Origin of the sequence: Roseibium hamelinense (assembly GCF_007830545.1) — a bacterium.
Classification (GTDB): domain Bacteria; phylum Pseudomonadota; class Alphaproteobacteria; order Rhizobiales; family Stappiaceae; genus Roseibium; species Roseibium hamelinense.
On sequence record NZ_VLLF01000004.1, the window covers coordinates 14,660 to 29,005 of the forward strand.

At 59.4% G+C, this 14,346-nt stretch carries 12 protein-coding genes; 8 read left to right on the forward strand and 4 right to left on the reverse strand.

Translation table 11 applies throughout. The annotated features are described in order from the left end of the window. Positions 1 to 7 precede the first annotated feature (7 nt). Both JM93_RS09430 and JM93_RS09435 read left to right on the forward strand, forming a co-directional pair. Positions 8 to 1,009, forward strand: a complete 1,002-nt coding sequence (locus tag JM93_RS09430; RefSeq protein WP_145342676.1) for an ABC transporter permease — start codon at positions 8 to 10, stop codon at positions 1,007 to 1,009. Then, positions 1,006 to 2,517, forward strand: coding sequence for a sugar ABC transporter ATP-binding protein (locus tag JM93_RS09435; RefSeq protein WP_145342678.1), 1,512 nt, complete (start codon positions 1,006 to 1,008; stop codon positions 2,515 to 2,517). The genes JM93_RS09430 and JM93_RS09435 overlap by 4 nt, the downstream gene beginning before the upstream one ends. Positions 2,518 to 2,659: 142 nt before the next feature. Here the strand turns inward: JM93_RS09435 and JM93_RS09440 are convergent. Beyond that, positions 2,660 to 4,011, reverse strand: a protein-coding gene (locus JM93_RS09440; RefSeq protein ID WP_145342680.1) for an IS3 family transposase whose coding sequence is annotated in 2 segments (ribosomal slippage) — positions 2,660 to 3,675 and positions 3,675 to 4,011 — 1,353 coding nt in all. Because the reading frame shifts where the segments join, the coding sequence is not laid out codon by codon here. 268 nt (positions 4,012 to 4,279) lie between these two features. Between JM93_RS09440 and JM93_RS09445 the strand changes: the two genes are divergently transcribed. Then, the gene (locus tag JM93_RS09445) at positions 4,280 to 4,945 is read left to right on the forward strand and encodes a ferredoxin reductase domain-containing protein (RefSeq protein WP_145342682.1); all 666 of its coding nucleotides are present in this window, start codon (positions 4,280 to 4,282) and stop codon (positions 4,943 to 4,945) included. 99 nt (positions 4,946 to 5,044) lie between these two features. Here JM93_RS09445 and JM93_RS09450 read toward each other — a convergent pair whose 3' ends face one another. Beyond that, positions 5,045 to 5,989: a GlxA family transcriptional regulator gene (locus tag JM93_RS09450; protein ID WP_145342684.1), complete on the reverse strand. Its 945-nt coding sequence runs from the start codon at positions 5,987 to 5,989 to the stop codon at positions 5,045 to 5,047. Between the two features lie 126 nt (positions 5,990 to 6,115). Here JM93_RS09450 and JM93_RS09455 point away from each other — a divergent pair, with 126 nt between their 5' ends. Genes JM93_RS09455 through JM93_RS09470 form a run of 4 tightly spaced genes read left to right on the forward strand, consistent with a single transcriptional unit; the run spans position 6,116 to position 10,592 of the window. Further along, on the forward strand, positions 6,116 to 6,826 hold the full coding sequence (locus JM93_RS09455; protein ID WP_145342686.1) for a GntR family transcriptional regulator: 711 nt from the start codon (positions 6,116 to 6,118) through the stop codon (positions 6,824 to 6,826). A 6-nt stretch (positions 6,827 to 6,832) separates the two neighbouring features. Further along, positions 6,833 to 7,756, forward strand: coding sequence for a dihydrodipicolinate synthase family protein (locus JM93_RS09460; protein ID WP_425280818.1), 924 nt, complete (start codon positions 6,833 to 6,835; stop codon positions 7,754 to 7,756). Further along, a complete protein-coding gene (locus tag JM93_RS09465) occupies positions 7,753 to 9,252 on the forward strand; it encodes an aldehyde dehydrogenase (RefSeq protein WP_145342688.1) in 1,500 nt (499 codons plus the stop codon). The genes JM93_RS09460 and JM93_RS09465 overlap by 4 nt, the downstream gene beginning before the upstream one ends. Continuing rightward, positions 9,252 to 10,592: an NAD(P)/FAD-dependent oxidoreductase gene (locus JM93_RS09470; RefSeq protein WP_145342690.1), complete on the forward strand. Its 1,341-nt coding sequence runs from the start codon at positions 9,252 to 9,254 to the stop codon at positions 10,590 to 10,592. Before JM93_RS09465 ends, JM93_RS09470 begins: the two co-directional genes overlap by 1 nt. A gap of 15 nt (positions 10,593 to 10,607) precedes the next feature. On the opposite strand, the gene JM93_RS09475 is transcribed toward JM93_RS09470, so the two are convergent. Next, positions 10,608 to 11,633 (reverse strand): permease, encoded by a 1,026-nt coding sequence (locus JM93_RS09475; RefSeq protein ID WP_145342692.1) that lies wholly within the window; start codon positions 11,631 to 11,633, stop codon positions 10,608 to 10,610. A gap of 100 nt (positions 11,634 to 11,733) precedes the next feature. Between JM93_RS09475 and JM93_RS09480 the strand changes: the two genes are divergently transcribed. Beyond that, positions 11,734 to 12,603: a LysR family transcriptional regulator gene (locus JM93_RS09480; protein WP_145342694.1), complete on the forward strand. Its 870-nt coding sequence runs from the start codon at positions 11,734 to 11,736 to the stop codon at positions 12,601 to 12,603. Between the two features lie 22 nt (positions 12,604 to 12,625). On the opposite strand, the gene JM93_RS09485 is transcribed toward JM93_RS09480, so the two are convergent. Continuing rightward, on the reverse strand, positions 12,626 to 14,194 hold the full coding sequence (locus JM93_RS09485) for an ABC transporter substrate-binding protein (RefSeq protein ID WP_145342696.1): 1,569 nt from the start codon (positions 14,192 to 14,194) through the stop codon (positions 12,626 to 12,628). Positions 14,195 to 14,346: the final 152 nt, after the last annotated feature.

Sequence of the window (14,346 nt, forward strand, 5' to 3'; positions counted from 1 at the left end):
GAGAACAATGGAACCGGGAACTCTCAGCACCTTTTTGAAACGCGGCGCGATCTGGGGCTTCATCGTCCTGCAGCTGGTGTTTTTCTCCGTCGCGGGCAAATACCTGTCACTCAGCGACACGGCTTTCATGGATCTCGACAACATGCTGCTGCTTTTGAAGCAGTCCGCGCCTATCGGGATCATTGCCGTCGGCATGACGGTGATCATGATCAACGGCAACATCGACCTGAGCGTCGGTGCGATCTTCGCTCTGGCAGCTGTCGTGATGCTGGACAGCATGACCTGGCCGGTTTTTGCCGGCCTTGGCGACTGGGTCATTCCCGTTGGCTGGGGGCTGGCGCTGCTGACCGGTGTGGTCTTGGGGGCGATCAACGGACTGATTGTCTGGAAAACCGGGGTGGACGCCTTCATCGTCACGCTCGGCGCCATGCTTGGCTACCGCGGCCTTGTGTTCATGTACAACGGCGAACAGCCGACCTCCCATCTCAACTGGACGCTGGTCGACTTTGCTGAAGCGCAGTTTTTGGGCCTTCCAACCGCAGCCTGGTTCCTGCTCGGCACCGTGGCCGCCGTTTGGTTCATCATGAACCGCACGGTGCACGGCCGGAACGCCTATGCCATCGGTGACAACCGGGAGGCGGCCGTGAATGCCGGGATCCGCGTCGGGCCGCACTTCCTGATCAATTTCATGCTGATCGGCTTTCTGGCGGCCCTGTCGGCTGTGGTGTTCTACTCCGAATCGGGATCCGTGAACCCGAATGACGGCCAGCTTTACGAGCTGTGGGCGATCACCGCCGTTGTGCTCGGCGGCACGAAGCTGACCGGCGGATCCGGCTCGATCATCTCCACCCTCGGCGGGGTGATTGCGATCCAGCTTTTGCGCAAGGGGCTTGGCCATATCGGCGCCGATACCGAGACTGTAAACCTGGTCATCGGCCTCATCCTGATCGCGGTTCTGTTCCTTGACCGCCAACTCAACCTCAAAGGTAAGCAGGAGCTGCGGGTATGAGCCAGTCGACACCGGCCTTGCGGCTTGAAAACATCGTTAAAACCTTTCCGGGGGTGCGTGCGCTTGACGGCGTCTCATTGGAGGTCCTGCCGGGCGAAGTTCATGCCCTGATGGGCGAGAATGGCGCCGGAAAATCGACCTTGATGAAGGTCCTGGGCGGTTTGCACCAGCCGGACGAGGGCAAGATCATCGTCAGCGAGCAACTGGTCCGCATGGCCTCGCCGCTCGACGCCAAGTCCAAGGGCATCGTGTTCATTCACCAGGAACTGAGCCTTGCCTCCGAGTTGACCGTTGCCGAGAACATCTATCTGGGCGAACTGCCGAAAAAACGCTTCGGCCTGGTCGACTGGCAAAAACTCTACGCTCAGACCGATGAGATCCTCGCGAAGCTGAAGGTCGGTTTCAACGCCAAAACGCGTGTGGGGGACCTGTCCATCGCCAACCAGCAGATGGTTGAGATTGCCCGGGCCCTGACCGTCGACGCCAAGGCGGTGATCTTCGATGAGCCGACGGCCTCGCTGACCGATGCCGAAAAGGTCGTGCTGTTCGATGTGATTGCGGATCTGAAGGACCATGGCGTCGGCATCATCTACATTTCCCACCGCATGGAAGAGATCTTCAAGATCACCGACCGGATCAGCGTGCTGCGCGACGGCTCCTACCGGGGCACCCTGGTGACGGCCGAGACCAATGAGGATGAAATCACGCAGCTGATGATCGGGCGCAGCCTCGACTTGAGCCGGAACGTCAATCACAACGAACTTGGCGACACCGCCCTTGAGGTCAAAGGCCTGTCCTGCGGCAAACTCTACCGGGACATCAGTTTTGAGGTCAGACGCGGTGAGGTCGTCGGATTTTATGGCCTTGTCGGGGCGGGACGCACGGAAATTGCCGAGACCCTGTTCGGTTTGCGCGAACCAAGCGCCGGAAAGATCTTTCTGGATGGCCAGGAAACCCGGATCCATTCCCCGGCCGATGCGATCTCCAAGGGCATTTCCCTGGTGCCGGAAGACCGCAAGGGCCAGGGTCTCGTGCTTGGCATGAACTGCCGGGACAACATGACCTTGCCGCAGGTGGACGATCTGAAGGCTGGACCTTTTGTTGCCGAAGGCGCGGAAGTGGCGATTTTCGATCAATACCGCGACCGGCTCGACATCCGCACGCCCGGCTGGAAGCAAACGGTCGGCAACCTGTCGGGCGGCAACCAGCAGAAGATCGTGATCGGCAAATGGCTGTCCATGCATCCAAACGTCCTGATCGTGGACGAGCCCACCCGCGGCATTGATGTTGGCAGCAAGTCCGAGATCCACAACCTGATCCGCGAACTTGCCGGGCACGGCTACGCGGTTATCGTGATCAGCTCCGAGATGCCGGAGGTGTTGCATGTTAGCGACCGGATCGTTGCCATGTATTCCGGCGAGATCATCCGCACCTTCACCTCGGACGAGGTCACCGAAGATAACCTCATCCAGGCCATCTCCGGCATCACCCCCGACAAGGCAGCTTGATAAAGGGGAAAGGGGAGCATAGGCCTAGCTGAAACAGCTATGGTTGCTGGCTGTTGCTGCTTCTAATTGTCCGTCGTCAGGGTATTTGGGACTGATGGCTTCGTGACTTAGCTGAGGGACTGGCTCATCGTGTTGGTTGATTTTAAGCGGCTTGATTGCGGTATTGCAAACGCCGTTGATTGATCGTGTTTCGTTTGATCCTTTCACGTTCGCGTAAAATGGTTTCGCCACGTCCGAAGTAGACATCGGCAGGAGTGAGATTGCCGAGGCTCTCGTGGTAGCGGTGATGATTGTAGTGAGTGACGAAGCGCTCAATGCTCGCTTTGAGGTCACCGGGCAGGAAGTAGTTTTCTAGCAGGATCCGGTTCTTCAGGGTTTGATGCCAGCGTTCGATCTTGCCCTGTGTTTGCGGATGGTATGGCGCTCCACGAACATGATCCATGCCTTGCTCGTTGAGCCATTCAGCCAGCTCGCCGGAGATGTAACTGGCGCCGTTGTCAGACAGCAGACGGGGTTTGTGCCGAACGGCAACCTGATCGCAGCCGGATGCCTGGAGGGCCAGTTCCAGCGTGTCGGTGACATCACCCGCCGTCATTGTGGTGCACAGCTTCCAGGCAACAACGTGTCGCGAGAAGTCGTCCAGAATGGTGCTCAGGTAGAACCAGCCCCAACCAATGATCTTGATGTAGGTGAAGTCCGTTTGCCACATCTGGTTGATGGCTGTGGTCTTGTCCCGGAATTCATCCGCCGCCTTGATGACCACGAAAGCCGGGCTGGTGATGAGATCATGGGTCTTGAGCAGCCGATACACAGAGGCCTCTGACACGAAGTACTGCTGCGTATCGGTGAACCGAACAGCCAGCTCTCGAGATGAGAGTTCGGGTTCTGCTAATGCCAGGTCAACAATAAGCCCTCGAATATCATCCGGTATGCGGTTCCAAACCCTTGATGGCTTTGGAGAACGATCCTCCAAGGCTCCCGGACCACCTGTCAGATACTTGTCGTACCAACGGTAGAATGTGGTGCGGGGGATACCGAGCGTATCGAGGGTCTGCTTGGCCGGGAGATCAGACTGCTCCACCAGCCGTATGATCTCAAGCTTCTCCGATGCGGGGTACCTTATTCGTCGTCGCCCCCATCCCCGATCATGCTTTTTTTGAGCAAACGGAGTTCCAGAGCCTGTTCGGCAACCACCTCTTTCAAATCACGCGCTTCACGCCGCAGATCCTGCACTTCACCTGTGTTGGCTTCCCGTGCCGTATCGCCAGCCAAACGCTTGCGGCCAGCTTCCATGAATTCCTTCGACCAGCTGTAATACTGGCTCTGGGCAATACCTTCCTGGCGGCACAGCTCGGCTATGCTGTCTTCGCCGCGAAGGCCGGCAAGCACAATCCGTATCTTATCTTCAGAGGAATACCGTTTACGCGTCTTGCGGCGAATGTCGTTCACCGTGCGATCGGCTGCATCCCGATGACGCTGATTCTTCTGTCTCATGCTTCACTCCTGATCTGTGAAGATGAGCCAAAATCACTCCCTTAAGCAATCAGCCAATCTGGACCCAGAGGTGCTGACGGGTAACAGGTTGCTGTCGACCAAATTGCCGTGGTTCTGTTCACAACTGTTGCGCCTGAAAACCTGGACTAAGCTGCCGATCTCGATCCCGCGCCAAATTACTTGGGTGGAACTGGCAAGCAGCTGGCTCAACTTGGCCAGAACTCCTCATGAACAGCCGACCTTCTGCCTCAGGACAAGGAGTATTTTGATGAGCCATAAGATTATCATTCAGTCGAAATCGAAAGTCACCCATAACGTTTGGGCCTTCACGACGACGCGTCCGGACAGCTACAGCTTTGAACCGGGCCAGGCTACGGAAGTGTCGATCGACCGGCCAGACTGGCGCCAGGAAGGCCGCCCATTTACCTTCACGTCGCTACCCGGTGATGAGCATCTGGAATTCACGATTAAAGCGTATCGCGACCATGACGGCGTTACCCACAAACTGGACGATGTTGCGCCCGGCGAAGCGCTGCTGATCGGCGACCCGTGGGGCGCGATAACCTACCAGGGCCCGGGTACGTTCATTGCGGGTGGTGCCGGGATTACGCCGTTTCTGGCTATCCTGCGGGATCTTGAGCGCAAAGGCGAGCTGTCCGGGCAGCAGCTTTTGTTCGGCAATCAAAAAGCCGAGGACATCATCTTGAAGGATGAGCTCGATGCGATGGATGGACTGAAGGTTATCTATGCTCTGAGCGATGAAAAACGAAGCGGGATGTATTATGGTCATTTCGACCAGGACACGCTGGACGAAATCATCGACGATACGAAGGGCAAGTTTTACGTATGCGGCCCGGACAAAATGGTCGAGGGTGTTGTCGCGAGCCTGAAGAACCTGGGCGTCGCCCCAATCGACATCGTAACGGAAGAGTAGGCCTAAGGGCGCCAAGTCTGAGTGGCAAGCGTTCAAAGTCGATCGCGGTGAGAGCTTGCGCAAGTGAAGCCTGTTATATGCAAAACTCTCTGAATTGGCTCAGCAGAGCCGGTGATTGTTTGGCGTGACACCGAAGCGTTTTTGGTAGATGCGGATGAAATGCGACGGGGAATCGTAGCCGCAGGCCAGCGAGATTTCCGATATGGACTGCTCGGTTTGCAACAAAAGGTTGCGGGCGCGCTCAAGCTTTTGATGGATTGCAAATTTTTTTGGCGAAACCCTCAGGTGCTTTTGGAACAGCCGCTCCAGCTGCCGGGTCGAAATGCCGATCTTGCGGGCGATCTCCGAAGACGGCAGGTAAAACGGCGCACTCTCGTTCATCAGCCTAATGGCTTCGGCAATATGCGGGTTTCGGATGCCATGGCGCGCCTGAACAGAGATTTGCTGAGACGCTTCCGGCGGGCGCACGCCGGAATAGACCATCATGTCGGCCACTGCGGCCGCCAAGTCCGCGCCATGGCGTTCGCCGATCAGATGCAGCATCAGATCTGACGCCGCCGTTCCGCCGGATGCGGTGACAAAGGGCTCGTCGGCGACGAACACATTCTTACACAGGTCGACATTGGGAAACGTTTCGCCAAAGCTGTCGTGGAACGACCAGTGGATGGCCGCGCGTCGGCCGTCCAGCAACCCGGCCTTTGCCAGCACGAAAGCGCCCGAACAGATCGCGCCGATCCGGGTGCCGCGGGCGCGCTCGCGCCGGATGAACGACAGGATTTGCGGCGTGACGCGCTCGCCGATGTTCTGGCCGGAGACAATGAATAGGCTGGAGCGGGCCGGCAAGGGCTCCAGCCCCTGATCGACGAGCGTAACCGACCTGTTTGAACACACGGCTTGCTGCCCGCCTGGGGAAGCAAGCCGCCAGCGGTAAAGATCGCTGCCTTCCAGCAGATTGGCGATCCGGAGCGGTTCGAGCGCACAGGAAAACGCAATGTGCGAGAAATCGTCCAACAGCAGAAATGTCACGTCAGATGTCAGGGCCATGTCGCTTTTCTCCCGCCATTGTCGCCCTGTGAAAGTCACGGGGGCGGATCGGCCGCTATGTTCGTATTGATATTGTATTCATATTGTATACAAGGTGGTCAATCATAAATCGCACAGGATCGGCCAATGCCTCCCACCCGTGGATCTGCCAAGAACGACGCCTACGAAGCCATGAAACGGGCAATCCTGACGCTTGAGCGCAAGCCCGGATCGTCCTTGGAGGAAAGCGAGCTTTGCACGGCATTCGGGTTGTCGCGCACGCCCTTGCGCGAGGTGCTGCAGCAGCTGGCCGGTGAGGGGTACGTTGTTCTCCAGGCTAACCGTGGTGCGCGCGTGTCCGACATGACGCATTACACCCTGCGCGATTTTTTTCTGGCAGCGCCGCTCGTTTACAGCGCAATCATGCGACTGGCGGCGCAGAACGCGACCCAAGCCCAGATCAGCGATTTGAAATGGGCACAAGAAGCGTTCCGCTCAGCCCTCGAAGGCGGGTCGGTCACCGACCGCGCCCTCACCAATGACCGGTTCCACCGGATCACCGGCGAAATGGCGGACAATCCGTATCTGATGGTCAGTCTTGACCGGCTTTTGATCGATCACACGCGTATCGCGATGACCTTTTTCCGGCCCAACACGAAATCTGACCCTGAACGCTTGTCACAGGCCAGCCGGCAGCATGACGACATGATCGCGGCGATCGAGGCCGGTGATGAAGACCGCGCCGCAAGTCTTGCGCTTGAGCATTGGGCATTGTCGCGCGACCAGATCGAGCTTTTTGTCATGCCCAGGGGCCTGGAGGCGCCGCTCGGGCAATTGCCAACTCAAAAATCCGCCTGAGGCCCCATGACCCCGAGACTGATATTCGAAGGCATATATACGCCGATCGTAACACCCTATGACGAGACCGGAACCGTTGTCTGGGACGCGTTGGAGGCGATGATTGATCACCTCGTCGCAAGCGGCGTTCACGGCGTGATTTCGGGAGGCTCCACCGGCGAAAACTACACCCAGACGGTTGAGGAGCGGCTGGAACTCGCCGCGTTCACCAAGAACAAGCTGGCGGGACGCCTGCCGTTGATTGTCGGCACCGGCTCGATGCGCACCCCGGACTCCGTTGCGCTGGCTGAAGGGGCTGCCAAGCTGGGCGCCCACGCCATTCTCGTGGCAACGCCGCCCTATGCGGTGCCAACTGAACGCGAAAACGCGCTCAATGTCCTGACCATTGACCGGGCGGCCGACCTGCCGATCATGCTCTACAACTATCCGGGCCGGATGGGCGTCAACATGGGCGAGGAGTTCCTCGATCGAGTTGGCCGATCGCGCAATGTTTGTGCCATCAAGGAAAGTTCAGGCGACATCAACCGCGTCCACCTTCTGGCGCGCGACTACCCGCACATCCAGATATCCTGCGGCATGGACGATCAGGCGCTGGAGTTCTTTGCCTGGGGCGCGCGCAGCTGGGTCTGCGCCGGATCGAATTTTCTGCCAGGTGAGCATGTGGCGCTGTATCGGGCCTGCGCCGTCGAAGGCAATTTCACCAAGGGCCGCCAGATCATGTCCGCCATGATGCCCTTAATGCGCGTGCTGGAACAGGGCGGCAAGTTCATTCAATGCGTCAAACACGGGGTGGAAATGTGCGGGCTTGAGGCCGGTCCGCCGCGCCCGCCCCTCAAGGCGTTGAACAAAGACGATAAACGGCAGCTAGAACAGGTGGTCCGGGTTTTGAAATCGACAATTGAGACGATCACGGCGGGAGAACACACATGAGCGAGCTTCTGACACGTGATGAATACAAGGCTCTGGCCGCCAAGCTGGCTTTTCCGGCAACAGCGTTCATTGACGGCGGATACCGCCCGGCCGCCTCCGGCAAAACTTTCACCACAAAGAATCCGGCAACGGGCGACGCGCTGGCTGATGTTTCGGCCTGCGGGGCCGAAGATGTGGACTTTGCCGTTTCAAAAGCGCGAGAAGCGTTTGAAGACGGCCGGTGGTCCAAGATGCATCCCGCGCAACGCAAGGATGTCCTGATCCGGTTTGCGAAACTCTTGACCCGCAACCGGCGTGAGCTTGCCGTTATGGAAAGCCTCGACAGTGGCAAGACGATCTTCGATTGCGAGACGGTTGATATGCCCGAGACCATCCATTGCATCAAGTGGCATGCGGAGGCCATCGACAAGATCTACGATCAGGTGTCGCCCGCGTCCGATGACCACCTGGCGATGATTGTCCGCGAACCGGTTGGTGTTGTGGGTCTCGTTCTGCCCTGGAATTTTCCGCTTCTGATGCTGGCCTGGAAGATAGGTCCGGCGCTGGCCGCAGGCTGCTCAGTGGTGGTGAAACCTGCGGAAGAAACCTCCCTCACGGCATTGAGGGTGGCGGAACTCGCGGGTGAGGCCGGAGTTCCGGCGGGCGTTTTCAACGTCGTACCCGGCACCGGCCCGGAGGTCGGCGAGCCGCTCGGACGGCACATGCATGTCGACATGATTTCGTTCACCGGCTCGACCGAGACCGGGCGCCGGTTTCTGAGCTACGCAGCCGAAAGCAACCTGAAGGAAGTTGTTCTGGAAATGGGCGGCAAGAACCCTTGTGTGGTGCTGAAAGACGCGGAAAATCTCGACCGTGTGGCTGCGCATGTGGTCAACGGCGCATTCTGGAACATGGGGGAAAACTGCTCGGCCAGCTCGCGGCTGATCGTGGAGGAAGACATCAAGGACGCCCTGTTGGAGCGGATCTATGCCCATGCACGCGAATGGATGGTTGGCGACCCGCTGGACCCGGAGCACCGGGTTGGCGCGTTGGTCTCGGAGGAGCATTTCGGCAAGGTCTGCTCCTACCTTCAAACCGATGCCAAGGTGTTGTTGGGCGGCAAAACGCAGGGTGCGGCATTCGTTGAACCCACCGTGCTTGATGTGGCGCGGAGCTCGCCCGTGGCGCACGAAGAGATTTTCGGCCCCGTGCTTGCCGTCATGAGTGTGCGCGGGTTTGACGAGGCGATCGCGCTTGCGAACAGCACAGAGTACGGCCTTGCGGCCTCGATCTTCACCGGTAACGCCAAAAAGGCCTTGCGCGGTGCACGCGCGATCCGGGCTGGAACGGTGACTGTCAACTGCTTTGGCGAAGGTGATATCACGACGCCGTTTGGCGGCTTCAAGCAATCGGGATTCGGCGGGCGCGACAACGGGCTTCATGCGCATGATCAGTATACCCAGCTGAAGACGATCTGGCTCGATCTGAGCGATGATGAGGACGAGGCTGTCGGCTGATGAGCGTCCGGGCCGCAACGAGCCTGCCGTCGCTGCAAGGTCCTGCGGCCTGGAACCGGATTTTGCCCGAGCCGGCACCTGCAGCGCCGCTTGGCCGCAATATCACCGCCGATATTGTGGTGATCGGCGCTGGCTTTGCGGGCCTGTCGGCAGCCAGGCGTTTGAAGCAAATTGATGCGTCATTGAGCGTTGTTGTGCTGGAGGCGGCCCGGATCGCCGACGGGTCAGCGGGCCGCAACTCTGGCTTCATGATCGATCTGCCGCACGAGTTGACCTCCGAAGACTATTCGGGGAGCGGTGACGACCGGGCGATGATTGCGCTCAATCGGCAGGCAATTGCCTTCGGCCGGGATGCCGTCGACGCCTATCAGATCAACCAGAACTATTTCGATCCCGCAGGCAAGGTCAACGGGGCCGCAAGCGCCGCTGCGGACGCGCACAACGCCAGTTATGCGCAGCATCTGGAGAGCCTTGGCGAGACCTATGAGAGGCTAGATCAGCAGCAGATGAGGGAGATGACCGGCAGCCGCCACTACCAGTCCGGACTTTACACGCCGGGAACAGTGATGCTGCAACCGGCCGGTTATATCCGTGGATTGGCCTCTGGGCTTGCCCGGCAGGGCGTTGCGATCTTCGAGGAGACGCCGGCGCTGAGTTTTGAAAAACGCGGAACGGGCTGGCAGGTGACAACGCCAGGCGCTACGGTTCAAACGGCCAAGATCATCCTCACGGTCAATGGCCACCTGGAAAGCTTCGGCTTTGAACGCGGACGGCTGATGCAGCTGTTCCTGTTTGCGGTTATGACGCCGGAATTGGAGCCAGATGCGCTGAAAAAGTTGGGCGGACAGCCGCGCTGGGGCATCACGCCATCCGATCCGATGGGCACGACCTTGCGGCGAATAGACAGCGGGCAGGGTGGCAACCGGATCGTCACCCGGACCTGTGCGCTTTTAAAATCCGGCATGCGCGTGCAGGCGCACGCCGTTTACCGGGCTGCAAATGTGATGCAACGGAAGTTCGACGCCCGTTTCCCTCAGCTCGCCGGGTTGAAAATGGAATATGCCTGGGCCGGGCATTTGTGCCTGTCCCTGAACAGCGTTTCCGTAATGCGGCAGGTGGAAGAGGGGGTCTATGCCGGCTGCGTCCAAAACGGTCTGGGTACGACGCGCGGCACGCTGACAGGCATCGGCGCAGCAGACCAGGCGCTTGGGATTTCCAGCCACGTCACCCGTTATTTTTCAAAGGATGCGCCGCCGGTAAAACTGCCGCCGCAACCCCTCAGGGATATTGGCGCAAACGCTGTTCTGCGCTGGAAGGAGTGGCGAGCATCTGCTGAATAGGCAGCGCTGACGGGGCTAGACAATCCAGTCGAAGGCATAACCTGCCAGGAGCGATCCAGTTACCGCCAGCGCGAGATACAGTCCGAACGGCCGCAGCTTTAGAACGGGAAAGATCGCAAGTGCGCCCCAGATGCTGACGGTCCCTCCCGAAACCAGGAAAGCCATGGCCGCACCCTGCGACATGCCGTTGTCGAGAAGACCGCGAGTCAGCGGAAGGGCTGCGTATCCGTCGATATAGGCAGGCGCGCCGACAAAAACCGCCGCCGGGATCGCCCACCACTTGTCGGGACCGACATAGTGGGCCAGCGATCCGGGGGTTAGCGCTGCGTTCAGGGCATATTCGGCGAAAAAGGCCGGACCCAAGCAGATCAGAATAAGTTTCGTCGTTGCAGCCGCCTGCCTCATAAAGCTAGCCCGCCGACCAGCGTGTTCCCATATGCGCGGATTGAACGAGGCGGGTCCACAGCATGATGGCGCGCTCAGGTCCATGGTCAGCCGGTTGGGCCGTAGCACGGCCTGCCCGCCGCCGGACGGACCCCATACGGCCGTTAACGCGCCGCCGAACAGCCCGAGACCGAAGGCGGCCACTGTTTTGCCCACGGCAAAGGCAATGCCCAATGTCGCAGCGGTTGTCGCAAGCATTGCAGGATCGGTGATCGGGGAGGACAGCCAGAACGCCATCACCGGAGCGAACGGAACTCCCGCAGCAAGCAAGCCGGCCATCAATGGCAACACCGTCACGCCGCACACCGGCGTGACCGCGCCAAGGGCGGAAGCCGCAATCACCGATGTCAGAACACGGCCCTGAAAAGCGCTTCGGATCAACCGGTCGGCGCCACTCGACATGATCCAGGCTGTAATCAGAATGCCGGGAATGACGAGTGGCGCAACGTCGATCAGGCCCTGCACGGAGAAAAGCAGGCCGGAAAACATGAAGGTCGGCCACAGCGCGATCACTACAGCGCCGACCGCAAGGCAGCCGGCCAATAGTAAGATTCTAAGGTTCCGGGCCGGTGCATGCGGGGCTGCGGGCTGTGTCATGCGTCTTTCTCCAAGGTGCACGTGGGGGCAGGTGACAGGATAGGCGCAGTTGCGTTATAGGATTATCGAATATTTTGGATTTCAGATATCTGGATTTTGAATGGCTGCCCTTGAGAGTGACCTGTTGCGGACGTTTCTTGCTGTCGCCGAGACCCGCAGCGTCACCGACGGAGCGCTCCGCATCGGGCGGTCGCAGTCGGCCACGAGCATGCAAATCAAACGCTTGGAAGAAGTTTTGGGACAGCCAGTGTTTGAGCGCACCGGGCGCGGTGTCCGGCTAACGGATGCCGGTACACGGCTTGTGCTGGTGGCGCAGGATGTTCTCGCCCGTTTGGATGCGGCCTACCGGGACATCACGTCAGACGCGCTTGGGGGAAAACTGCGGCTGGGAATTCCGGACGATCATGGCCGGGCCCGGCTGGCCGGCATTGTCGCGGCCTTCGCCCAATCGCATCCGAAAGTGGAGCTGGAGGTAAACTGTTCCCTCAGTATCGCCTTTCCCAGTCTCCTGGATCAGGCCCGGCTCGATCTTGCGGTCCATGAGGTTGCCGAACCGTCCAGCAGCGAGGAGGTGATTTTTGAGGATCCGACCGTTTGGGCCGGTGTCGCCCACGTAGACTTATGGACACGAGACCCTGTTCCGGTTGCGCTGTTCGATCAGGCTTGCTGGTGGCGGGAGGCTGCCGTCCGGTCGCTGACCCAGGCGGGCCGACGGTTCCAGGTTGTTTACTCCAGTCAAAGCGTTGAAGGGATCAAGGCGGCGGTGGCGGCAGGCGTTGCCATCGGGCTTTTGGGGCGGTCCTCGATTGACGTGCCGCTGAAAGTCCTTGGCCCAGAAGCCGGGCTCGGTCCAACGCCCGTGTCGCATTTGGTCATGGGAACACGCGCGGGCCAAATGTCTGATGCAGCCCGTGCCATGAAACAGGCCATCCGAACCGCATTTCAGCGCGAGGATCCGGCCGGAGTATGATAACCCCGGCCGTCCGTGAGTCTTATGCGAAAGACCAGCGCTCCATCCAGCGCTCGCCGTCCACATCGTAGTTCGAGGCCATTTCACCGTGCACGATCTTGTCCGAGTTGGCGAAGACATAGTTTGCGAACATCGGCAGCACCGTTCCGCCGTCCATCGTAACCAATTCCTGCATCTCGAAATACATCGCCCGGCGCTTTTCTTCGTCGAGTTCTGCGCGGGCAGCCACCAGCAGCTCGTTGAAGCGTGCGTTCGACCATTTCGTTTCATTCCAGGCCGCCCCTTCGGCATAGGCGGTTGAAAAGATCTGGTCTTCTGTCGGGCGTCCGCCCCAATAGACCGCACAGAATGGGTGCTTCAACCAGACATCCGCCCAGTAGCCATCATTGGGAACGCGGTTCACCTCGATGTTGAGACCGGCTGCCTTGGCCGAATCCTGATAAAGCACAGCCGTGTCAACAGCGCCGGGGAAGGCTGCATCCGCTGCGGACAGCGTTACGGAAAGTCCGTCCAGCCCGGCTTCCTTGAGGTGGAACTTGGCTTTGTCGGGATCAAACGGAATTTGCGGCAGGTCTGGATTGTGGAACCGGTAGCTCGGTCCGATCGGGTTGTCGTTGCCGACCGTGCCGTGGCCGAACAGGATTTTCTCGACAATGTCTTCCCGGTTGATCGCGTGCTTGAGCGCCTGGCGCACGTTCACGTCGTTAAACGGCGCCGTGTTGGTGTGTGCCGCAAAAGTATAGTACTGCGGTCCGGCCAGGGAGTTGATCTTGATGCCGGGCCGGCGGCCAAGCAGACCGACCGTTTTAAGGTCGAGCTTGTCGATCGAGTGAACCTGCCCGGACACAAGCGCCGTGGTCCTGGCGTTCAGATCGACCACCGACAGCATTTCCACGGCCTCGAAAAAGCCGCGTTGATCGTTCCAGTCATCGGTGTGGCGTTCAAAGCGGGCAACGACACCCGGATCGAATTCGACCAGTTTGTAAGGGCCGCAGCCGTCCTCTGCCTGCCAGTCCACCTTGCCGTCCTTTGCTGGGAGAATGGCAAGATGGTAGTCGGTGAAGACGAATGGGAAGTCCGCATTGCCGCTTTCTAGATCGAAAACGACCGTGTCATCGCCTTCCGTTCGGATCTCTGTGATGCCGGCTACAAGCGGTGCCGCCGCCGACGTGGTGTCGTCGCCGCGGTGGTGGTTGATCGACACCACGATGTCTTCGAGGGTCAGCGGTTTGCCGGAATGAAATACCACGCCGTTGCGAATCTTGAAACGCCAGGATTTGGCGTCGGGACTGGCCTCCCAACTCTCGGCGAGCGAGGGCTCCAGCGAGCCGTCCGTCGCAACACCGGTCAAAAATCCGTGCATGCCGTAGGAAAGCGCCACTGTAAAGCCATTGATGAATGTGCCCGGATCGAGCGAGTCGTTTGTTTGGCCGTGGCCCTTTGCGACCTTGATTGTCCCGCCGCGCTGTTGGGCACGCGCTGGGCGCAAGCCAATTCCGGTCGCAGCAAGGCCCGTCAATGCGGCGCCGCCGGCCAGCAACGTCCGGCGCGACAGCCCGTTCCCGCGCGTTAAATTCCCTGTCGTTTTCATGATGTTCGTCCTGTTCCCCATTGGTATGGGGTTGATCATAGCACCACCTGCGCGCCTTGCAGCGGGTTTATCATGACGCACCCCGAATTTTGGAAACCGGATGGTACCTCGGCACGTCCTAGCGCATTTCGAATGCAGACCTGTTATCTGCT

Bases quoted from the DNA above. Each gene is read 5' to 3' on its own strand.
- JM93_RS09430 (WP_145342676.1), top strand. From the start codon at position 8: ATGGAACCGGGAACTCTCAGCACCTTTTTGAAACGCGGCGCGATCTGG.
- JM93_RS09435 (WP_145342678.1), top strand. From the start codon at position 1,006: ATGAGCCAGTCGACACCGGCCTTGCGGCTTGAAAACATCGTTAAAACC.
- JM93_RS09445 (WP_145342682.1), top strand. From the start codon at position 4,280: ATGAGCCATAAGATTATCATTCAGTCGAAATCGAAAGTCACCCATAAC.
- JM93_RS09450 (WP_145342684.1), bottom strand. From the start codon at position 5,989: ATGGCCCTGACATCTGACGTGACATTTCTGCTGTTGGACGATTTCTCG.
- JM93_RS09455 (WP_145342686.1), top strand. From the start codon at position 6,116: ATGCCTCCCACCCGTGGATCTGCCAAGAACGACGCCTACGAAGCCATG.
- JM93_RS09460 (WP_425280818.1), top strand. From the start codon at position 6,833: ATGACCCCGAGACTGATATTCGAAGGCATATATACGCCGATCGTAACA.
- JM93_RS09465 (WP_145342688.1), top strand. From the start codon at position 7,753: ATGAGCGAGCTTCTGACACGTGATGAATACAAGGCTCTGGCCGCCAAG.
- JM93_RS09470 (WP_145342690.1), top strand. From the start codon at position 9,252: ATGAGCGTCCGGGCCGCAACGAGCCTGCCGTCGCTGCAAGGTCCTGCG.
- JM93_RS09475 (WP_145342692.1), bottom strand. From the start codon at position 11,633: ATGACACAGCCCGCAGCCCCGCATGCACCGGCCCGGAACCTTAGAATC.
- JM93_RS09480 (WP_145342694.1), top strand. From the start codon at position 11,734: ATGGCTGCCCTTGAGAGTGACCTGTTGCGGACGTTTCTTGCTGTCGCC.
- JM93_RS09485 (WP_145342696.1), bottom strand. From the start codon at position 14,194: ATGAAAACGACAGGGAATTTAACGCGCGGGAACGGGCTGTCGCGCCGG.